This is a genomic window from Streptomyces sp. NPDC001153, from assembly GCF_053598315.1.
The window spans coordinates 399675-419885 of record NZ_JBSFJZ010000001.1; the positions used below are offsets into that span (position 1 = coordinate 399675).

Consider the following 20211-nt stretch of genomic DNA (forward strand, 5'->3'; position numbering starts at 1 on the left):
GGCCGCTGATCTCGTCATGCTTCTCGGGACACGCAGTGTTCGAGCAGCGCGGCCGTCGGGCCCTCGACGAGCCGGTAGCGCACGATTCGGCCGTCCTTCTCGCCGTCGACGATGCCCGCGGTTCGCAGCAGGCGCAGAGCCTGGGACACGGCGGTGTCCCTCATGCCGGTGGCGACGGCGAGGTCGGAGACGGCGATCGGACCGGCCTCGTGAAGGGCGAGCAGCAGGGCCAGGCGCCCGGGATCCGACAGCAGAGAAAAGCGGTCGGCCCAGACGCGTACACGCTCGGGCTCACCGACGGCCGCGATGGCATCGCAGACCCGATGGCCGTCGATGATCCGCTGCCCGGCGCGTTCCGCGGGGACGAGATGCATGGACCCATCATCGCAGTCCGTGAAATCCCGCTTCAATACCTGCACAATTATGCAGCCTTGCAGCCTCGGCCTCCGGCCTTCTAGGGTGAGCGGGCCGTGGTGTTCGGGAAGACCGGTGACAGCCCCTCAGGGGCTCAGTCCGGAGCGGCCCTCGCCACTGTGATCGGGGAGTTCCCGCCCCATGCATTGCCACTGGCCTCGCGGCCGGGAAGGCAGGGGCGGGCGCGATGACCCGTCAGCCAGGAGACCGGCCACGGCAGCACGAAGCTGATCCACGAGGTGCTGGAGCGTGACCGTATGACCATGCCCGAAGGCGTGCCCGAAACCGCCGTCTCCCCTTCCTTCCGCTGGCGGCGCGAGGACACCGTCCGAACCGCCGGCCTCCTGGCCGTGATCGTCGCCCTGCACGTGGTCGCCTTCGGGATCCTCTTCCTGCTCGTGGTCCCGCGCCACTACGAGGTCGGAAGCAAGGCGTTCGGGGTGGGCCTCGGCATCACGGCCTACACCCTCGGCATGCGGCACGCGTTCGACGCCGACCACATCGCCGCGATCGACAACACCACCCGCAAGCTGATGGCCGACGGCAAGCGACCGCTCTCGGTGGGCTTCTGGTTCGCGCTCGGCCACTCCAGCGTGGTCGTCGTCATGGCGGCGCTGGTCGCCGGCGGCGCCAAACTCGCCGGCACCCTGATGAACGACAACTCCCGCACCCACCAGGTCCTCGGCACCCTGGGCACCACCGTCTCCGGCGGCTTCCTGTACCTGATCGCCGCCCTCAACCTCGTCGCGCTGGTCGGCATCGCCCGTGTCTTCAGGGCCATGCGGAACGGGCAGTACGACGAGGCCGAGTTGGAAGCCCACCTCGACTCACGCGGCTTCATGAACCGCATCCTGGGCCGGCTCACCAGGTCCGTCCGCCGCCCCGGCCAGATGTTCCCCCTCGGCTTCGTCTTCGGCATCGGTTTCGACACCTCGACCGAGGTGTTGCTCCTGGCCCTGGCCGGTAACGGCGCCGCCGCCGGCCTCCCCTGGTACGCGGTCCTGTGCCTGCCCCTCCTCTTCGCCGCCGGCATGAGCCTGTTCGACACCCTCGACGGCACCTTCATGAACTTCGCCTACCAGTGGGCGTTCTCCAACCCCGTCCGCAAAGTGTTCTACAACCTCACCATCACCGGCCTCTCCATCGCCGTCGCCTTCTTCGTCGGCACCATCGAACTGGTCGGCGTCCTGCACGACAAGCTCAGGCTGAGCGATGGCGTCAGCGGCTGGATCGCGGGACTGAACCTCGACAACGTCGGCTACGTCATCGTCGGCCTGTTCGTGGTCGTCTGGGCCGTGGCCATCGGCTACTGGCGCCTGGCCAAGGTCGAGGAACGCTGGGGCACCCACACCGCCGACGCCGGCTGACGACACCACAGTGGAAAGCGGGCGGGCTCTGCCTGGACAAGGTCGAGGAAGGGAATCCACTCGTCCAGCGGGTAGCGCACACGGACGACCGAACCGCTGCGGCGATGAGAGCAGTGAGCATGAACAGGTGACGGTGGCCCGGGACCGCCGCTGCGCGCCCTGGACCGCCTCATCCTCATCCGCGACGAGGTCGAGGCCGCCGTCGGATGGCCGACGATGCCGGCCGAGGTGCTGCCCCGCCCGGCGGGGACCACCGTGCTCGACCCGTCGAAGTACGCGGTGGCAAGGCACGTGGACGAGTACGTGGGACTGGTCCGGGTGGGACCGCTGACCCGGCAGCCTCGGATCGGGTTGATCGCCGTCCGGGAGCTCGTCCGCCGCTGACGCTCCGACGCATCGCACCGAGCGACCGCTTCCTACACCGCCCCCGGCTGCGCGCGGCGGCGCAGGTCAGGTCCTCAAGCGCCGCGTACAGGCGCTGCGGATGGAAGGGCCGTTCGCGCCGCCAGACGAAGGTGCTCACGCCGTGCTCGTCGCACGACTGCGGCAGCAGCGCGCACGCAGGATGCGCACGGGCGGCGGCCGCTGCCACGTCGAAGCCCGCCAACAGCGCTGCCCCCAGGGCACCGTCGCTCTCCACCCGTACGCTTCGTGCGCCTGGTGTGAGCTGGGCGAGCAGCGCGTGCGATGACTCCGGCCACGCACCACCTTCGAGCCCCTGAACCGCCCTTCCATGAGCCGGCATGGTGGCCGCACGCATAGCCAACCCCCGAACTATGGTGCCCCACCACATGTGCCCCTGACCTGCATCTTCCTACGGTGTGCCGACACATACCCGTCCCCACCGCACACGAGGAAGTGGCGCACATGGCATCCGAAGCAGCATCCGCTCCCCCAACCACCGCCAGCCTCCCCCGTATCGTCGCCGCCAGCCTCATCGGCACCACGATCGAGTGGTACGACTTCTTCCTCTACGGCTCCGCCGCCGCGTTGGTGTTCAACAAGCTGTTCTTCCCGGATTCCGATCCGCTCGTCGGAACGCTCCTGTCCTTCCTGACGTATGCGGTCGGGTTCGCGGCCCGCCCGCTGGGGGCGCTCGTGTTCGGGCACTACGGTGACCGGCTGGGGCGGAAGAAGCTGCTGGTGCTCAGCCTGGTGATGATGGGCGGGGCGACCTTCGCCATCGGGCTGTTGCCCACGCACGCCACGGTCGGGGCCGCCGCGCCCGTGCTGCTGACCACACTGCGGCTCGTCCAGGGATTCGCGCTCGGTGGCGAGTGGGGCGGTGCCGTGCTGCTGGTGTCGGAGCACGGGGATCCGCGGCGGCGCGGTTTCTGGGCCTCGTGGCCGCAGACCGGCGCGCCGGCGGGGCAGTTGCTCGCCACCGGTGTGCTCTCGCTGCTGACCTCCGTACTCTCCGACCACGCCTTCGGGGCCTGGGGCTGGCGGGTGCCCTTCCTGCTCTCCGGGGTGCTGGTGCTGATCGGTCTGTGGATTCGGCTGTCCGTCGACGAATCGCCCGTGTTCAAGGAGGCGTTGGCGCGGGCCGAGTCCCGGCGGACGCAGGAGGCCGAGAAGCTGCCGCTCGTCTCCGTGCTGCGGCACCACTGGCGGGACGTGCTGGTGGCGATGGGCGCCCGCATGGCGGAGAACATCAGCTACTACGTCATCACCGCCTTCATCCTCGTCTACGCCACCACCTCGGCCGGCGTCTCCAAGCAGACCGCGCTCAACGCCGTACTCATCGGCTCCGCCGTGCACTTCGCCGTCATCCCGGCCTGGGGCGCGCTGTCCGACCGGGTCGGGCGGCGGCCCGTGTACCTGCTGGGCGCGGCCGGTGTCGGCCTGTGGATGTTCCCGTTCTTCTCCCTGGTGGACACCGGGTCGTTCGGCTACCTGGTCCTCGCCGTGACCGTCGGGCTCGTGCTGCACGGCGCGATGTACGCGCCCCAGGCCGCCTTCTTCGCCGAGATGTTCGCCACGAGGATGCGGTACTCGGGCGCGTCCATCGGCGCCCAGTTCGCCTCCGTGGCGGCCGGCGCGCCGGCCCCGCTCATCGCCACCGCACTGCTCGACGACTACGGCAGCTCCACCCCGATCGCCCTGTATGTGATCGCCGCCGCGGTGCTGACCCTGGTCGCCGTGGGCGTGGCCCGGGAGACGCGGCACCGGGATCTCGCCCACGTCGAGGCCGAGGGCGGCGAGTCCTCCGCTGCCGGCACGGCCGCGGAGGCGAGGACGGTCTGACCGGCGCGGCCGCGGAGGCGCGGGGGGCGCGGGGGCGCGGGCGGTCTGACCGGCGCGTCCTCGCACCGGCCGGCGCGGCTGGCCCGACCGCCGTCGCGCTCCACCTGGCCGGCGCGGCTCCGCCCGGCCGCCGTCGCGCTCGGCGCACACATCCGCTGCCCAAACCCCCGTACGGTGCGCCCGTACGGGGGTCAGCGTCTGTCCGGGGCTGCCAACCGGTGCAGACGCAGGGCCAGTTGGATCTCCAGGGCGCGGGCCGGGGTCTGCCAGTCCTCGCCCAGCAGTCGGCCCACCCGCTCCAGCCGTTGCGCGACCGTGTTCACGTGGACGTGCAGCGCGTCCTTGGTGCGGGCCGGGCTCATCCCGCAGGCGAAGTACGCGTCGAGGGTGCGCAGCAGTTCCGTACCGCGTCGCTCGTCGTAGGACACGACCGGGCCGATGGTGCGGTCGACGAAGCCGGAGACGTCCCGTTCGCCCGCGAGAAGCAGGCCGAGGAAGCCGAAGTCCTCGGCCGCCGCGCCGTCCCCGGCCCGGCCCAGCACCTGCAGCGCCTCCAGACAGCGGCGGCCCTCCGCATAGGCGGTGGCGACGGTCTCGGGACAGGTGGCGAGGTCGGTGACCGGGGCGGAGGCGCCGACCGTGACGGGTTGGTGCACGGCCGTACCCAGCTGTCGGGCGGCGCGCCGCGCCAGGGCCGTCGCGGTGTCGCCGGGCGCGAGCGGCAGCAGCAGGACGGTGCCGCCGTCGCGTGCCGCGGCCAGCCCGTGCCGGGTCGCGGCCAGGTGGGAGGCGGCCGACCCCAGGCGGCGGCGGGCCGCGGCCTCCTCGTCGGCGTCGGCGGCCGGGCCGTCGAGGCGCGCGGCGAGGACGACATGGGTGGCGTCGAGGTCGGCGTGCAACCGGGCGGCGCGTTCGCGCAGCAGGCGCGGATCGCGGTCACGCGCGTCCAGCAGGTCGTCCAGCAGCTCGCCCCGCACCCGCTGTTCGGCCTCGGCCGCCGAGCGGCGGGCGAGCAGCAGGAGCGAGGTGACCATCGCCGCGCGCTCCAGGGTGCGCTGGTCCACGGGGTCGAGGCCGGGATGCCCACGCAGGACCAGCGCGCCGAGGAGTTCGCCGCCGGCGGCGACCGCGGCGATCCAGTCGTTGCCGTGCGGTACGGCGTGGCCCTCGGCGCGGGACGCCTCCAGGGCCTCGGCCGGTGCCGTGTCGGCCTCGCTGAACTCGACGGTGCCGTCGAGGACTTCGGAGACGGCGGCGGCGACGTCGTGCACCCCGCCGCCACGCAGGACGAGTTCGGCGAGCCGGTCGTGGACGTCGGAGGCGCGCTCGATGACCGCGCTGCGGTCCCGGATGATCTCGTTGGCGCGCTCCAGCCCGGCCAGGGCGGCGCGGGTCTCGGTGAGCAGGTTGGCGGTGTCGATCGCGGCCGCGGCGAGCGCGGCGAAGGAGCCGAGCAGGGCGATCTGCTCGCGCTCGAAGACGCGTGCCCTGCGGTCGGCGGCGAAGAGCACGCCGATGACGTGCGGGCCGAGCATGAGCGGGACACCGAGGATGGCGACCAGGCCCTCGTCGCGGACGCCGGCGTCGATGGTGTGGGTGTGCTGGAAGCGGGCGTCCTTGAAGTAGTCGTCCGTGACGTACGGCCGGGTCGTCTGGGCGACCAGTCCGCCGAGCCCCTCGCCCATGCCGAGGCGCAGCTGCTGGAAGCGGGCGGAGACGGAGCCCTCGGTGACCCGCATGTAGGTGTCGCCGCGTGCCGGGTCGTTCAGGGTGAGGTAGGCGACGTCCGTGCCGAGCAGGGAGCGGGCGCGCTGCACGATGGCCTGGAGGACGGCGTCCAGATCGCGCAGGCCGGCCAGGTCGTGGGCGGTCTCGAACAGCGCGGACAGCTCCGCCTCGCGGCGCCGGCGCCCCTCCAGCTCGGACCGGACCCGCAGGGCGAGCAGCTTGGCCCTCTCCAGCGCGGCGATCCGGTCGGCCGGTCCGCCCTCGGCGCGGGCGAGCAGCACCGGCTGCTCGTAGGCCTCCGCGGAGGCGTCGCGGGCGAGCAGCTCGAGGTAGGCGGCCTCGGTGCTGCCGCTGGGTGCCGACTGAACGTGATCGCGAGACATGGTCACAGGATTCCGCATCGCCGGCCCGGCCCGTCAGGCCTGTGGAAAACTCCCGGGCCGGGCGCCGCCGGACGCTTCAGTGGGCCGTCCACCCGCCGTCGAGCACCAGCGAGGTGCCGGTGACGAAGGACGCCTGCGGGCTGCACAGGTAGGCCACCGCCTCGGCGACCTCCTCCGGTTCGATGAGCCGCTGGACCGCGCTGTCCTTGAGCAGGACCTCGGACAGCACGCGTTCCTCGGGGATGCCGTGCGCCTGCGCCTGGTCGGCGATCTGTTTCTCCACCAGAGGTGTGCGCACATAGGCCGGGTTCACACAGTTCGAGGTCACCCCATGGGGGGCGCCTTCCAGAGCGGCCGTCTTCGACAGACCCTCCATACCGTGTTTGGCGGCCACATACGCGGACTTGTAGGCGGAGGCGCGCAGACCATGGACGGAGGACACATTGACGATCCGGCCCCAGCCCTGCGCGTACATGTGCGGAAGGGCGCCGCGGATGAGGCGGAACGGCGCCTCCAGCATCACGGTCAGCACGGTGTGGAAGACCTCGGGAGGGAACTCCTCGATGGGGCGCACGAGTTGCAGGCCCGCGTTGTTGACCAGCACATCGGCGCCGGCGGCGGTGCGTTCGGCGGCGTCGAGGTCGGTCAGGTCCACGACGTGCGGTTCGACGGTCCCCGGCAGGTCACCGGCGCGTTCCGCCTGCTGGGCCAGCTCGGCCAGGCCGGCCGCGTCCCGGTCGACGGCCCGCACGCGCGCACCGGCGGCCGCCAGCCGCAGCGCACAGGCGCGGCCGATGCCGCTTGCGGCACCGGTGACGAGGGCGGTGCGGCCGCCGAGGTCGAGGGCGAGGGGCTGGGGGCGAAGACCGGGCGGGGGGCTGGACGAGGTCATGTGCCGACCCTAAGCGGGCCCCACCCGTCACCACATGTGGTGATCGCCCATACTTCAGCCCACAGTCGTAGGGTCAAACCATGTGGGTGCCTCGGACATGGCCTGCTTGATCCGGAAGCGGCCGAACTCGTGGAGCTCCGGCAGCGCGTCCACCGTGAACCAGCCCACTTCCAGGGACTCGTCGTCGTTGACCCGGGCCTCCCCGCCCACGGCCCGGCAGCGGATGGTGATGTCCATGTACTGGCACTCGTCCCCGTTGGGGTAGGTGAACGGCTCCAGGGCCTGGACGAGGACGACCCGCTCGGCCTCGCAGTGCACCGCCGTCTCCTCGAAGACCTCCCGCACGGCACAGGCCGCGGGCTGCTCGCCGGGCTCCGGGATCCCCCCGATCACCGACCACTTGCCGGTGTCGGCCCGCCGGCCGAGGAGCACTCTGCCCTCGTCGTCGAAGACGATCGCGGTGACCCCGGGGAGCCAGAGCAGTTGCCGGCCCGCGGAGGCCCGGAGGGTGCGGATGAAGTCAGGAGTAGCCATGGGCCCGACCCTAACCGGCCCGGCCCGTACTCTCCTGGCGGTTCAGGGAGCGTACGGGCCGGTTGAGGAGTCGTGCGCCGGTCGTACGGTCACGCGTCACCGGCGCGCCGACGGCGCAGCCCGGACCCGGTCGCCCAGCCGACGCCGCCCGCGGCGACCAGCACCAGAGCGAGCTCCGGGAGGATGCCCAGCTCGGTCGCGGGGGTCTTGGACGTGCGCAGCGGCACCTTCTGGACGAGGTAGGCGGGCACGAACATGCCGGTCTTCTGGGTGATCTTCCCGTCCGGCATGATGATCGCGCTGACACCGCTGGTCACCGGCACGGTGACGGTGCGGCTGTGCTCGACGGCGCGGATCCGGGACATGGCGAGTTGCTGGTAGGTCATCTCGCTGCGGTCGAAGGTCGCGTTGTTGCTCGGCACGGAGATCATCTCCGCGCCATGGGTCACGGTGTCCCGCACGTCCCAGTCGAAGGCCGCCTCGTAGCAGGTGGCCAGGCCCACCTTGGCGCCGTCGATGTCGAACACGCCCGGGGTGCCGCCGCGGCTGAAGTCCTGGCGGACCATGCCGGTCCAGTTCTTGTTGACCGCGCCGACGAGCCCGCGCAGCGGGAGGTACTCGCCGAACGGCTGGATCTGCCGCTTGTCGTAGGTCTGCGTCGGTCCCTTGGCCGGGTCCCACAGGATCTGCTCGTTGAGCAGTTTGCCGTCCTTCTCGACGACCCCGCCGACCGAGACGGGCACGCCGACGGCCCTGGCGGCGCCCTCGATGACGGCGGCCGCGTCGGGATTGGTGAAGGGGTCGATGTCGGAGGAGTTCTCCGGCCACAGCACGTAGTCGGGCTTCGGGGCCCTGCCCGCCTTGATGTCGGCGGCGAGCCTGAGCGTCTCGCGCACGTGGTGGTCGAGCACCGCCCGCCGCTGGGCGCTGAACTCCAGCCCGGAACGCGGCACGTTGCCCTGGATGACCGCGACGGTCCGGGTGCCGTTCTCGGCCCTGTCGCTCACCAGCGGCCGGGCGGCGACCGCGCCCGCCACCGGGACGGCCACGCTCAGCAGTGCGGCGGCCGCCGCGGCTCGCCGGACGACCCGGGTCCGGCGCCGCTCGGCGATCAGCCGGCCGGCCTCGTACAGGCCGAATCCGCACAGGACGACCGCGAAGCCGAGCACGGGTGTGCCGCCCACCGCGGCCAGCGGCAGGAAGACTCCGTCCGCCTGACCGAACGCGATCTTGCCCCAGGGGAAGCCACGGAAGGGGACACGCGCGCGTACCGCCTCGCCCGTGATCCAGACGGCGGCCGCCCACACCGGCCAGGCCGGCAGCCTGGAGACGGCGGCGACACCGACGCCGACCAGGGCGACGAAGACCGCCTCGATGGCGACGAGGGCCAGCCACGGTCCGGGACCCACCTCCACGCCGGTCCACACCAGCAAGGGCAGCAGGAAGCCGAGCCCGAAGAGGTAGCCGAGGCCGAGGGCCGCCTTCCAGCCACGCCCGCGCAGCAACCAGCCGAAGCCTGCGAAGGCGGGCAGCGCCAGCCACCACAGGGGGCGCGGCGGGAAGCTGACGTAGAGCAGCACTCCGCAGAGCGCGGAGGCGAGGGCCGGGACCAGGCGGAGCAGGCGGCCGCGGAACGCGCTGGGCGCGGGGGACGGCTGGAGCTGATCCGGCTGGTCCACAGAAGTTGCGGTGACGGTCACCCGGGTGAGTGTACGGCGGCTGCCTGGGCCGCCGACAGCACGGTTCGAGGGCCGGAACGGCTCGGCGGACCGTGGTCGTCGCTGGTCGCCGCCCTCCGCGGGGCGCCGCCGCACGGACCCGCTCCCCCACGACGAGCACCCACCCCGACACCGGCCCCGGGCACATGCCGTTTCCGCTGCCCCACCGCCACTTTCCGTCGCATCTCGTGCCCAATCCGGCCATCAGCCGCTACGGTGAGCCCAGCCTCGGCAGTGCGGCCGGATCCCGGGCCATGCCCGGCCGTGGCCCGAGGCAGGGGTTGGGGACCGGGGACAAGGGGCAGCCGTGGGGGCGACGGGGACGACGAGATCCGCGGCCGGTGTGGATGCGGGCGCGGCGGACGTCAGACGAAACGTTTCTGACGGGGCGGGCATGATCCTGCTGGGCGCCTGCGCCGGCTGGTCGCTCATCACCGCGGCGGCACATGACGGACGGCCCGAGGGTGTGCTGCTCGCGGTGCTCGCCGTGGCCGCCGGTCATGCCGTCGGCCGGGTGTCCGGGGCACTGCTGCCGGTGGCCGCGCCATCCGTCGGAGCGGCGGCCGGACTCGCGCTGGCCTTGGCCCTGCCCGGCCTCTCCGCCGGTCCCCGGGACGCCGGTCCGCTCGGCCACGCCGGTGGCACGGCCGCCCTGCTGACTCTGGCCACGGGTGCCGCGTGCTGCGCCGCTTGGGCGACACCCGTACCGGAGCTGAGGCTGGTGCTCTGGCTGCCGGCCGTCGGAATCGTGCCGGCCGGGGCGGTGCTGGGGTCGGTGGCCGGGTGCGTGGCGAGTGCGGCCGTTCTGCTGTTTTCGCTCGCCGCGGGCTCGGTGTCCCGCCGGGCCGTGGGTCTGCTGGGCCTGGCGCTGACCGCGGCGCCGGCGGCCGGCGCGGCCTGGGCGCTCGCCGCCGATGTGGTGCCGGGCGGCCTCGCCCGGGTGCTCGAGGGCCGGCTCGGCGCCTACCGGGTCGCGCTGTGGCAGGACGCCCTGCGGCTGGCGGGCCGGAACCGGGGGCTCGGCGTCGGCCCGGGACGGTTCGGCGAGCTGGGAGGTGCTCAGCCGCTGTCCGCCGACGGCAGGCCGCACTCGGCCCTGCTCCAGCTGGCGGCGGAGCAGGGCATGGTCGGGGTGCTCCTGTGCGTCGCCGCGTTCTGGTGGGTGCTGCACGCCCTGTGGCGCTCTCCTCGCTCCACCCCGATCGCCCTGACCGCCGGCGCGGCCCTGACGGCACTGGCCGTGTTCGCCTCGGTGAGCGACGCGCTCAGCTTCACCACGGTGACCGTGGGTGCCGGGCTGCTGGCGGGATGGGCGACGGCGCGTCCATGGGCGCGCGACGGAGCGGAGCCCCGGCCCTGAGCGGTGTCGTTTCCCCGTGCCGCTACGCGGCGGGCGGCCTCAGCGGGTCCGCAGCCGGTCCCTGATGACCCGTACCGCCGACTCGGCGTTGTCCACGGTGATCGTGAAGGTGTGACCGTCCCACAGGCGCAGCACGATGCCCTCGCCACGGCGTACGACCACAGCGGTGCCCTTCTCGGGGCGCCACCGGTAGCCCCAGCCGCCCCAGTGCCGGGGTGTGACGAGGGCGGTGAAGTCGGCGCCGGCCACATGGGAGAGCGGGATGCGCCGGCGCGGCAGCCCCATGTGGCCGCAGCGCACCTCGACGCACTCCTTGTCGAGTCTGAGGTCGACGTGCACGAAGGCGAGCGTGCCGAAGAGGACCAGCAGACCCGCGGCGATGCAGCCCACGACGGACATCACCAGGGGGGCGACGCCGGAGGTCCATGCCGAGTCCACGGCCAGCTCGATACCCAGCGCCATGCAGGCCGCGCCCACCAGCGCCAGCAGCCACTGGACCCGGTTCGTGGCACGCCCGGTCCACACCTCGGGATTCGGGCCGTCGTCGGCATGGCGGGCGTCCGTCATGGTTATGAGATTACTCAGGTTTCGCTGCGCGGGTAGGGCGTGGCAGACAGTGACTGCCCCGGGTGGACCACGGCCGGCCGGCGCGGGGTCATCGCCGCCCGGCCGGTCAGCGGACGGGGGCGACCGCCTGCAGGAAACGGCCTTCCTCGTACGACAGTGCCGTCTCGGGGAGCGTGGCCTCGCGGCCGCTGAGGAGCACCGTGAGGGTGGTGTCGGCGACGGCGGCGGGGGCCGGCTCCGCGCCGATCCGGCGCAGGGCCTGCGCGGCCACGGCCCCGGCGGAGCCGTGCAGCGCGAGCGGCGGACGGCCGGGCCGCTGGACGGCTGCCCGGATGCGCTCGCCGACCAGTTCGTAGTTGGTGCAGCCCAGGACGACGGTGGTCACGTCCTCGGGGGTGCGGGCGGCGGCCGAGGCGATCGCGGCGTCGATCGCGCTCTCGTCCGCGTGGTGCACCGCGTCCGCGAGTCCCGGGCAGGCCACCTCGGTGACGGCCACACCGGCGGCGAACCGCTCGATCAGATTCCGCTGGTAGGCACTCCCGGTGGTGGCCGGGGTCGCCCAGATCGCGACATGCCCGCCGCCCGCCGCGGCCGGCTTGATCGCCGGGACGGTACCGATGATCGGCAGATCCGGTTCGAAGCGGCCCCGCAGTACCGGCAGGGAGTGCACGGACGCGGTGTTGCAGGCGACGATCAGGACATCGGGCCCGTGGGCGGCCGCGGCCTCGCACACGGCCAGGGCCCGCTGGGTGATGTCCTCCGGGGTGCGCGGCCCCCAGGGCATCCCGTCCGGGTCCCAGGAGAGCACGAGATCCGCGTCGGGCCGCAGCCGCCGTACCGCGGCGGCGGCTGGGAGCAGGCCGATTCCGGAGTCCATGAGCGCGATCTTCACCCGGCCACGATAGACGATGGGGCCTTGCGGCCCCCTCCGGTGGGGCAGACTGCGGGCGTGAGCGCCCTGCTGTGGATCACCGTCGCGTCGCTGGCCGCCTGGTGCTGGCTGCTGCTCTGCCAGGGCTTCTTCTGGCGCACGGACGTCCGGCTGCCGCCGCGCCGGGAACCGGACGCATGGCCGCCGGTCTGTGTGGTCGTACCGGCCCGTGACGAGGCCGCGGTGCTGCCGTCGAGCCTGCCGTCGCTGCTGGCGCAGGACTATCCGGGGCGGGCCGAGGTCTTCCTCGTGGACGACGGGAGCACCGACGGCACCGGGGACCTGGCCCGTGAGCTGTCCCGGCGGCACGGCGGGCTGCCGCTGACCGTGGGCTCGCCGGGTGAGCCGCCGGCGGGCTGGACGGGCAAGCTGTGGGCGGTGCGGCACGGCATCGGCCTGGCACGCGCGCGTGACCCCGAGTTTCTGCTGCTGACGGACGCGGACATCGCGCACGCGCCGGACAGCCTGCGCACGCTGGTGTCGGCGGCCCGTGCCGGGGGCTTCGACGTCGTGTCGCAGATGGCGCGGCTGCGGGTGGAGAGCGCGTGGGAGCGGCTGGTGGTCCCGGCGTTCGTCTACTTCTTCGCGCAGCTGTACCCCTTCCGGTGGATCGGCCGGAGGGGTTCGCGTACGGCCGCGGCGGCGGGCGGTTGTGTCCTGCTGCGTGCGGACATGGCGGAGAGAGCGCGCATCCCGGACGCCATCCGGCACGCCGTCATCGACGACGTGGCGCTCGCGCGCGCGGTGAAGGGCGCCGGCGGGCACGTCTGGCTGGGGCTGGCCGACCGGGTGGACAGCGTGCGGCCGTATCCGCGGCTGCACGACCTGTGGCGGATGGTCTCGCGCAGCGCCTACGCCCAGTTGCGGCACAACCCGCTGCTGCTCCTCGGTACGGTCGCGGGCCTGGCGCTGGTATACCTGGTGCCGCCCGCCGCGGTGGTCGCCTCAGCGGCGGGCGGCGGTACGGCGACGGCGGTCGTCGGTGGGGTGGCGTGGGCGGTGATGGCAGGGACGTACGTGCCGATGCTGCGCTACTACCGCCAGCCGCTGTGGCTCGCTGCGCTGCTGCCGTTCACGGCGTCGCTGTATCTGCTGATGACGGTCGACTCGGCCGTGCAGCACTACCGGGGGCGGGGGGCCGCCTGGAAGGGCCGCACGTACGCGCGTCCCGATGCCGTGCCCGACGAGGGCTGAGCCCGGTCACTTGCGGCCCGGCGTCCAGTTCATGCCCCATCCGTAGGCGCGGTCTATCGTCCGCTGCGGGCTCACTCCGCGCTCCGGCACCAGATACCGCGCCTCGCGCTGTACCAGGAGATCGCCGCCGGTGTTGGTGATCAGGGCGAGCGCGCACACCGTGGAGGGGACGGTGCACTCGTCGAGCGAGAAGTCGATCGGGGCGCCGTGCTGCGGCTGGAGGGTGACGGTGGCGTGCAGGTCGGCGAAGGAGCTGGCGCCTTCGTAGATGGTGACGAAGACGAGGATGCGCCGGAAGTCCTGCCTGTGGTCGAGGTTGATGGTGAGGTTCTCGCCGCTCGCCACGGCCCCGGTGCGGTCGTCGCCGTCGAGGTGGATGTACGGCGGGCGGTTGAGCGAACCGAAGGCGTTGCCGAGGGCCTGTACGACCCCTTTGCGGCCGTCGGCCAGCTCGTACAGGGCGCACAGGTCGAGGTCGAGCTCCCCTCGTCCGCCTCCCCACCGGCTGCCCCAGCCCGAAAGTTGACTCCGCATCTGCCAGTTCAGGTTCACCCGCATGGCACCGGAGGTACCGCCCTGCTTGGCGAGTGAGACGGAGGGCGCGGCCTTGGTGAGGGTGACCTTGGACAGGCGGACCGGCTGAGGTGCCGGTGGGGTCGCGGGCGCGGACGGCATCGTCGTCGGCGGCATCGCCGGGGGCGGCGGTGCGGGGGCCGGTGCGGGAGGCGGGGGCGGTGTCACCGGGCGCGGTGCGGGGGCAGGGGGCGGTGTCGCCGGGCGCGGTGCGGCGGGCCGCGCGCCATGCCGGGGCTCGTCCACGGTGATGCCGAAGTCCGTTGCCAGGCCCTCGAGTCCGCTGCTGTAGCCCTGGCCCACGGCGCGGAACTTCCAGCCGCCCTGACGGCGGTAGAACTCACCGAGCACGAAGGCCGTCTCCACGGTCGCGCCGGGGCTGTCGAACCGGGCGACCGCCTGGCCGCTCACGGCGTCGGTCACCTCGATGTAGAGGCCGGGGACCTGTCCGAAGGTCCCGCCGTCGGCGGAGGCGGCGAGGACGATCCGCTCGATCGCGCCCTCCACGCGCGCGAGGTCGACGGACAGGGTGTCGGTGACGCCCGCGCCGGCCGTCGTCTTGCCCTCGTGGCGCACAGCGCCGGAGGGATGGGCGGGCTGGTTGTAGAAGACGAAGTCGTCGTCGGAGCGGACCTTCCCGGTGGCGAGCAGCAACGCGGAGGCGTCCGCGTCGGGCACGCCGGGTCCCGAGCGCCAGCCCAGTTCCACGGTCAGCGCCGTGGTCGGCACCGGCGTGTTCGCCCCTTTCAGCATGGACATGCCCGCCCCCATCCGTGTCGGCTTCCGTACGCCCTCGGTCATCCAGGTCATCCCTACCCGCACAACCTATGCGCCGGTACGGCGAACGCCCACGACCGGCACAGGAAGATCCCCGGTCAACCGCCGGTAACCCTGCAGGAACTCGCCCTTTACACGACGAGAACGCGGACCGACGTCCCTTTTTGCCGAATTCGCTCGTATTGGGGATCCCGGGTCACTGCGGACACGGAAAACAACCCTCTTATCGGTCTCCCCAACGAGCACATCGTGGGCTTAACTTATGTGCCATGACCTCCCCCCGCTCCACTTATGGTGGCGGCTACTACTCCGCCTCCTTCCCGGACACCCCGATCTACGACTCGCTCGTCGCCGAGCGCGGTACCCCGCAGATCGCCCCGATCCGGGTCCCCGCCGCCTACGACACGGGCAGCAGCCTGCCCGCCCTGCCGTCGGCTCTGCCCGCCCTCCCGGCGGCACCCTCCCCGCAGGCTCCGGCCTACGGCTACCCGCAGACGCCGCAGCCCGCGCCCCTGCAGCAGGCGCCCACGGCGTACATCCCGCAGCAGGCCACCGCCCCGCGGGGTTACCCCGGCCCGCAGGCTCCGCAGCAGCAGCGCCCGATGGGCATGGGCACGGGTTACGAGGCCATGCGCCCCGCCGCGCCGCGGCCCGCGCCGGCTCCCTACCAGGACCCGTACAACAACCAGCAGTACCGCGGCTACTGACCGGCCACCTGTCACTGTCGGTGCCTGCTGGCACCATGGCGGCATGGGAAACGCGGAACTGCAGTCGATCCACGTTCATCCGGTCAAGGCACTCCGGGGTCACGCAACCCGGGAGGCTGTGGTGGAGCCCTGGGGCCTGGCCGGAGACCGGCGCTGGACGCTGATCGACGACGGGGGAAAGGTCGTCACACAGCGCGAACAGCCGCGCCTCGCGCTGGCCGCCGCCGAGCCTCTGGCCGGCGGCGTTCGCCTGTCCGCGCCCGGCCAGGCGCCCATCACGGTGTCCGTGCCCGAGCCGGCCGGGACCGTGCCGGTGATCGTCTTCGGCACGAAGGTCGAGGCGGTCCCGGCCGCCGCTGCCGCGCACGCCTGGTGCAGCGCCTATCTGGGGGCGGACGTCCGCCTGGTCCACATGGACGATCCGGCCACCCGCCGCCCCGTCGATCCCGAGTACGCACTGCCCGGCGAGACGGTGAGCTTCGCCGACGGCTACCCCTTGCTGGCCGTCACGACGGCCTCCCTCGACGCCCTGAACTCCCTGATCGCCGAGGGCGCGTACGCCGCCGAGGGCCCGCTGCCGATGAACCGCTTCCGGCCGAACGTCGTCATCACCGGCACCGAGGCCTGGGCCGAGGACCACTGGTCACGCATCTCCATAGGCGAGGTGGTCTTCCGCGTCGCGAAGGCGAGCGGACGCTGCGTCGTGACCACCGTCGACCAGGACACCGCCGTACGCGGCCGGGAGCCCCTGCGCACCCTGGCGCTGCACCGCAAGGCCGGGTCGAGGCTGCTCTTCGGCCAGAACCTCGTACCCCTCTCGCCCGGCACGATCAGGGTCGGGGACCCGGTGCGGGTGCTGGGCTAGCACGCCACTCCGGGTCGGCGGCGGGGGAACCAGGGACGGGTCCCGGTCGTTGGAAGGGCATGAGTGATTCGTGAGAAGCCGCGTGCGTGACCGTTCGCGGTGGACGTGATGTCGCTCTCTCTTGCTCCGGGCCGCGGATGCGCTCCCGCGCCGGGGGTTATGACGGAGCGAAAGGGGGTGGGGACGTGGGGGCAATCAGTGGCCTGTGGCGCTGGCGGCACAATCCGCTGCGCCGCGCGACCGACCTGGCCGAGGCGTGGGTGGCCCTCGTGGCGCTGGTGCTGATGGCCGTGTCGGCGCCCGTGGTCGGCTGTCTGGTCGGCGCCGCCGCCCAGGCCTCGCTGCAGCGCTCCGTGCGCGAACAGCGGCACACGCGCCACCTCGTCACGGCCACGGTGGTGCGTGACCTGGGCGAGGTCCCGCTGGAGACCGACCCCGACACCACGGCGGTACGTGAGTCCCGCAGCCGTGTCCTCGCGGACTGGACCGCGCCGGACGGCACCCTCCGGCACGGCAGAGCCCTGTCGCGCCTCAAGTCCCCGCACGCGGGCGACCACTTCGGACTCTGGACCGACCCGCACGGCCGAATAGCGACCCGCCCGCTGGACGCCGCCACCGCCACGACACACGCGGTGCTCGCCGGGATCGGCGCGGCCCTGCTGGCCACGGGACTGGTCGAAGGCGTCAGGCGGTTGACCGTGTGGCGCATGGTCCGCAGCCGGTACGCACGCTGGGACCAGGCCTGGGACCGGGCGGGCCCGGACTGGGGCAAGGCGGGCACCGGCTGCTGACGGCCTTCCGGCTCTGGTCAACCCACCGTGCACGCACACGCTACGGTGGACCGGCCGAAGTGCTTTCGGCGACAACCCGCGGGTGAGCGAACCGCAGGGACACGCGCAGGTTTCCGGGAGCGCGAACGCGCACCAGCCCCAGGGCTGAGCGCGGTCGCGGTCCCGGCACCGGCGGCAAGTCCCCCGAGGGAGCGAGCCATCAGTACGACGAGGTGGGGGCACAGCAACGCCATGGCACAGGGCACGGTCCAGGTGACGCACACCGGTACGTCGCGGTGGCGGCGCCGCACAGGCGAGTACGCATCGCTCGCCGCCGCCCTGGAGGCCGCCGCCGACGGCGACGTCCTCACCATCGCCCCGGGCACCTACCGGGAAAACCTCGTGGTCCAGCGGGCGGTGACGCTCCGTGGCCCCGAAGGCTCCCCCGGTTCGGTGCGGATCGCCCCCGTGGACGGTGTGCCGCTCACCGTGCGTGCCTCGGCCGTGGTGCAGGACCTGCACGTGGAGGGCCAGGACGCGGCGGCGCCCGCGCTGCTCGTCGAGGAGGGCACGCCCGAGCTGATGGACGTGCGGATCGTGACCCGGTCCGCCGCGGGCATCGAGGTGCGCGGCGGCGCCCGACCGACCGTGCGCCGGTGCACCGTCGACAACCCGGCCGGCATCGGCATCGCCGTACTCGACGGCGGCAGCGGGGTGTTCGAGGAGTGCGAGGTCGTCGCCGCCGGGCAGGCGGGCGTGGCCGTCCGTGGCGGAGCGCATCCGCGCCTGGAGCGCTGCCGTGTGCACCACGCGTCGGGCACCGGGGTGACCGTGACGGGCGAGAACTCCGCGCTGGAGGCGGTGGGTTGTGAGATCTACGAGGTGCGCGGCTCCGGTGTGCAGGTCACCCAGCGGGCGACCGCGCATCTGACCGACTGCGATGTGCACCGCACCACCGCCGACGGCGTCACCCTGGACACGGACGCGGTGCTCACGCTCGCCGACTGCCGCATCCACGACATCCCGGAGAACGCGGTCGACCTGCGCTCCCGTTCGGTGCTCACGCTGACCCGCACGACGGTCCGTCAGTTCGGGCGCAACGGCCTGTCGGTGTGGGATCCGGGGACCCGGGTGGACGCCCACCAGTGCGAGATCTTCGACAGCACCGGCGACTATCCGGCGGTGTGGGTCAGTGACGGCGCGACGGCCGTCCTGGACTCCTGCCGGGTGCACGACGTACCGGACGCCCTGTTCGTGCTGGACCGCGGTTCACGCGCGGATGTCGTGGACAGCGATCTGTCGCAGGTGCGCAACACGGCCGTGTCGGTGAGCGACGGGGCGACCGCGCAGCTCGACGACTGCCGGATCAGGGAGGCGGCGACCGGAGCATGGTTCCGCGACCACGGCAGCGGCGGCACGCTGAACAACTGCGCCCTGGACGGCACCCAGACCGGCGTGATCGTCACCAAGGGCGCCGACCCGACCATCGAGCGCTGCACGGTCGACTCCCCCGCCGAAGCGGGCTTCTACGTCTCCGCGGGCGGCCGCGGCAGCTTCCTGAACTGCCGGGTCAGCGGCAGCGCCGGGTACGGCTTCCATGTGATCGACGGCTGCCGCGCGACGCTGCGCAAGTGCCGTACGGAGCGCTGCGCGCGCGGCGGTTACGAGTTCGCCGACGCCGGCCCGGACGCCGCGCCCGGTACGGGCCCGGTCGTGGAGGACTGCACCAGCGACGAGAGCGGCGGTATGCGGCGGCCCGCGGTCCGCGAGACCGTCGTGCAGACGATGTCGCACTCCCCCGGGCTGCTCGGCTCGATCCCCGGGCAGCGCAGCACGGAGCAGGAGCCGCTGATCGCCGCCGCCGACCCCGAGAAGCCGGTGCGGACGTCGAAGGACGTGCTCGGGGAACTCGACGCGCTGGTGGGCCTGGAGAGCGTCAAGCGCGAGGTGCGGGCGCTGACCGACATGATCGAGGTGGGCCGGCGCAGGCAGCAGGCGGGCCTGAAGGCGGCCTCGGTCAAACGGCATCTGGTCTTCACCGGCTCGCCCGGCACCGGCAAGACGACGGTCGCCCGGCTCTACGGCGAGATCCTCGCCTCCCTCGGTGTGCTGGAGAAGGGGCACCTGGTGGAGGTGTCCCGGGTGGACCTGGTCGGCGAGCACATCGGTTCCACGGCGATCCGCACCCAGGAGGCGTTCCAGAAGGCGCGCGGCGGTGTGCTGTTCATCGACGAGGCCTATGCCCTCTCCCCGGAGGACGCCGGGCGTGACTTCGGCAAGGAGGCCATCGACACGCTGGTGAAGCTGATGGAGGACCACCGGGACGCGGTGGTGGTGATCGTCGCCGGCTACACGGCGGAGATGGAGCGGTTCCTCTCCGTCAACCCCGGTGTCGCCTCCCGCTTCTCGCGCACCATCACCTTCGGCGACTACGGCCCCGGGGAGCTGCTGCGGATCGTGGAACAGCAGGCCGACGAGCACGAGTACCGGCTGACGCCGGGTGCGTCCGAGGCGCTGCTGAAGTACTTCACGGCCATCCCGAAGGGCCCGGCGTTCGGCAACGGCCGCACCGCCCGGCAGACCTTCGAGGCGATGGTGGAGCGGCACGCGAGCCGCGTCGCCCAGCTGGCGGACCCCAGCACGGACGATCTGACCCTGCTGTACGCGGAGGACCTTCCGGAGCTGCCCTGAGCACTCCGGCATCCCCGCCTTTCGCACGAGCTTCTGGAGGACGCGGATGAAGGCGCTGGCGACGCTCGCCCGGCTCTACGTGGACGACCTGGACAGAGCGCTGCCCGCTCTGCGCGAGCTGACCGGCCAGGACGTCCGTACGCGGTTCTCGTACGGCGCGGTGGAGGTCGCGAGCATCGGCGGCTTTCTGCTGGTCGCGGGAAGCGAGCAGGCTCTCGCCCCGTTCCGGGAGGTGCAGAGCACGGTGCTCGTGGACGACCTGGACGGGCTGCACGCGCTCGTGGCGGCCCACGGCGGGGAGGTTCTCGACGGGCCGCGCGAGGTGCCCACCGGCCGTAACGCGACGGTGCGGCACCCGGGCGGAGTCGTGCTGGAGTACGTCGAGCACACGGTCTAGCTGTATTGACCTGAAGCGTTGTTGACGCGGCTGATCGGTGGTTGGCCGCCGAGTGCGGTGTGGCAGCGGTGGTGGTTGTAGGTGTGCAGGAAGTCT

Annotated in this window: 17 protein-coding genes, 3 pseudogenes and 1 riboswitch; of the genes and pseudogenes, 10 read left to right on the forward strand and 10 right to left on the reverse strand. The window is 72.7% G+C overall.

Annotated elements, in window-relative coordinates; all coding sequences use genetic code 11:
- Positions 1 to 14 precede the first annotated feature (14 nt).
- Positions 15 to 374 carry a metalloregulator ArsR/SmtB family transcription factor gene (locus ACWDEN_RS01830; RefSeq protein ID WP_351606940.1) on the reverse strand — a complete coding sequence of 120 codons (360 nt, stop codon included), beginning with the start codon at positions 372 to 374 and terminating at the stop codon, positions 15 to 17.
- A 49-nt stretch (positions 375 to 423) separates the two neighbouring features.
- Positions 424 to 644: riboswitch (cobalamin riboswitch) on the forward strand.
- Positions 645 to 671: 27 nt separating this feature from the next.
- Between ACWDEN_RS01830 and ACWDEN_RS01835 the strand changes: the two genes are divergently transcribed.
- The gene (locus tag ACWDEN_RS01835; RefSeq protein WP_351606942.1) at positions 672 to 1781 is read left to right on the forward strand and encodes a Nickel transporter NicT; all 1110 of its coding nucleotides are present in this window, start codon (positions 672 to 674) and stop codon (positions 1779 to 1781) included.
- Between the two features lie 147 nt (positions 1782 to 1928).
- A pseudogene (locus ACWDEN_RS01840) lies at positions 1929 to 2147 on the forward strand (GNAT family N-acetyltransferase); the annotation flags it as partial.
- Between the two features lie 55 nt (positions 2148 to 2202).
- Here ACWDEN_RS01840 and ACWDEN_RS01845 read toward each other — a convergent pair.
- A pseudogene (locus tag ACWDEN_RS01845) lies at positions 2203 to 2475 on the reverse strand (GTP-binding protein); the annotation flags it as partial.
- Positions 2476 to 2648: 173 nt separating this feature from the next.
- Between ACWDEN_RS01845 and ACWDEN_RS01850 the strand changes: the two are divergent.
- Positions 2649 to 4028: an MFS transporter gene (locus tag ACWDEN_RS01850; protein ID WP_450856679.1), complete on the forward strand. Its 1380-nt coding sequence runs from the start codon at positions 2649 to 2651 to the stop codon at positions 4026 to 4028.
- Between the two features lie 191 nt (positions 4029 to 4219).
- On the opposite strand, the gene ACWDEN_RS01855 is transcribed toward ACWDEN_RS01850, so the two are convergent.
- The 4 genes from ACWDEN_RS01855 to lnt form a co-directional block, all read right to left on the reverse strand.
- Positions 4220 to 6139, reverse strand: coding sequence for a helix-turn-helix domain-containing protein (locus tag ACWDEN_RS01855; RefSeq protein WP_450856681.1), 1920 nt, complete (start codon positions 6137 to 6139; stop codon positions 4220 to 4222).
- Positions 6140 to 6215: 76 nt separating this feature from the next.
- Complete coding sequence (locus ACWDEN_RS01860; protein WP_450856683.1) at positions 6216 to 7031, reverse strand: 3-hydroxybutyrate dehydrogenase; 816 nt, start codon at positions 7029 to 7031, stop codon at positions 6216 to 6218.
- 54 nt (positions 7032 to 7085) lie between these two features.
- Entirely contained in the window at positions 7086 to 7565 is a 480-nt protein-coding gene (locus ACWDEN_RS01865; protein ID WP_351621713.1) for an NUDIX hydrolase, read from the reverse strand.
- Between the two features lie 89 nt (positions 7566 to 7654).
- A complete protein-coding gene (lnt, locus tag ACWDEN_RS01870) occupies positions 7655 to 9265 on the reverse strand; it encodes an apolipoprotein N-acyltransferase (RefSeq protein WP_450856685.1) in 1611 nt (536 codons plus the stop codon).
- A gap of 412 nt (positions 9266 to 9677) precedes the next feature.
- Here lnt and ACWDEN_RS01875 point away from each other — a divergent pair, with 412 nt between their 5' ends.
- Positions 9678 to 10643, forward strand: coding sequence for an O-antigen ligase family protein (locus tag ACWDEN_RS01875; protein WP_450856687.1), 966 nt, complete (start codon positions 9678 to 9680; stop codon positions 10641 to 10643).
- A gap of 39 nt (positions 10644 to 10682) precedes the next feature.
- Here the strand turns inward: ACWDEN_RS01875 and ACWDEN_RS01880 are convergent, their stop codons facing one another.
- Positions 10683 to 11210 carry a hypothetical protein gene (locus ACWDEN_RS01880; RefSeq protein ID WP_351621705.1) on the reverse strand — a complete coding sequence of 176 codons (528 nt, stop codon included), beginning with the start codon at positions 11208 to 11210 and terminating at the stop codon, positions 10683 to 10685.
- 106 nt (positions 11211 to 11316) lie between these two features.
- Positions 11317 to 12102 carry a glutamate racemase gene (locus ACWDEN_RS01885; RefSeq protein WP_351621702.1) on the reverse strand — a complete coding sequence of 262 codons (786 nt, stop codon included), beginning with the start codon at positions 12100 to 12102 and terminating at the stop codon, positions 11317 to 11319.
- 57 nt (positions 12103 to 12159) lie between these two features.
- Here ACWDEN_RS01885 and ACWDEN_RS01890 point away from each other — a divergent pair, with 57 nt between their 5' ends.
- Positions 12160 to 13335, forward strand: coding sequence for a glycosyltransferase (locus tag ACWDEN_RS01890; protein ID WP_450856690.1), 1176 nt, complete (start codon positions 12160 to 12162; stop codon positions 13333 to 13335).
- Positions 13336 to 13341: 6 nt separating this feature from the next.
- On the opposite strand, the gene ACWDEN_RS01895 is transcribed toward ACWDEN_RS01890, so the two are convergent.
- On the reverse strand, positions 13342 to 14661 hold the full coding sequence (locus ACWDEN_RS01895) for a TerD family protein (protein WP_351621721.1): 1320 nt from the start codon (positions 14659 to 14661) through the stop codon (positions 13342 to 13344).
- A gap of 293 nt (positions 14662 to 14954) precedes the next feature.
- Here ACWDEN_RS01895 and ACWDEN_RS01900 point away from each other — a divergent pair, with 293 nt between their 5' ends.
- From ACWDEN_RS01900 to ACWDEN_RS01920, 5 genes are all read left to right on the forward strand, one after another.
- Entirely contained in the window at positions 14955 to 15392 is a 438-nt protein-coding gene (locus ACWDEN_RS01900; protein WP_351621696.1) for a DUF6643 family protein, read from the forward strand.
- A 43-nt stretch (positions 15393 to 15435) separates the two neighbouring features.
- Positions 15436 to 16257: an MOSC domain-containing protein gene (locus tag ACWDEN_RS01905; protein ID WP_450856692.1), complete on the forward strand. Its 822-nt coding sequence runs from the start codon at positions 15436 to 15438 to the stop codon at positions 16255 to 16257.
- Between the two features lie 185 nt (positions 16258 to 16442).
- On the forward strand, positions 16443 to 17048 hold the full coding sequence (locus ACWDEN_RS01910) for an Rv1733c family protein (protein WP_351621691.1): 606 nt from the start codon (positions 16443 to 16445) through the stop codon (positions 17046 to 17048).
- A 231-nt stretch (positions 17049 to 17279) separates the two neighbouring features.
- On the forward strand, positions 17280 to 19718 hold the full coding sequence (locus ACWDEN_RS01915; RefSeq protein WP_351621688.1) for a right-handed parallel beta-helix repeat-containing protein: 2439 nt from the start codon (positions 17280 to 17282) through the stop codon (positions 19716 to 19718).
- A 46-nt stretch (positions 19719 to 19764) separates the two neighbouring features.
- Positions 19765 to 20115: a VOC family protein gene (locus ACWDEN_RS01920; RefSeq protein WP_351621685.1), complete on the forward strand. Its 351-nt coding sequence runs from the start codon at positions 19765 to 19767 to the stop codon at positions 20113 to 20115.
- Here the strand turns inward: ACWDEN_RS01920 and ACWDEN_RS01925 are convergent.
- Positions 20112 to 20211: pseudogene (locus ACWDEN_RS01925) on the reverse strand (IS481 family transposase); the annotation flags it as partial. The gene ACWDEN_RS01920 and the pseudogene ACWDEN_RS01925 overlap by 4 nt on opposite strands.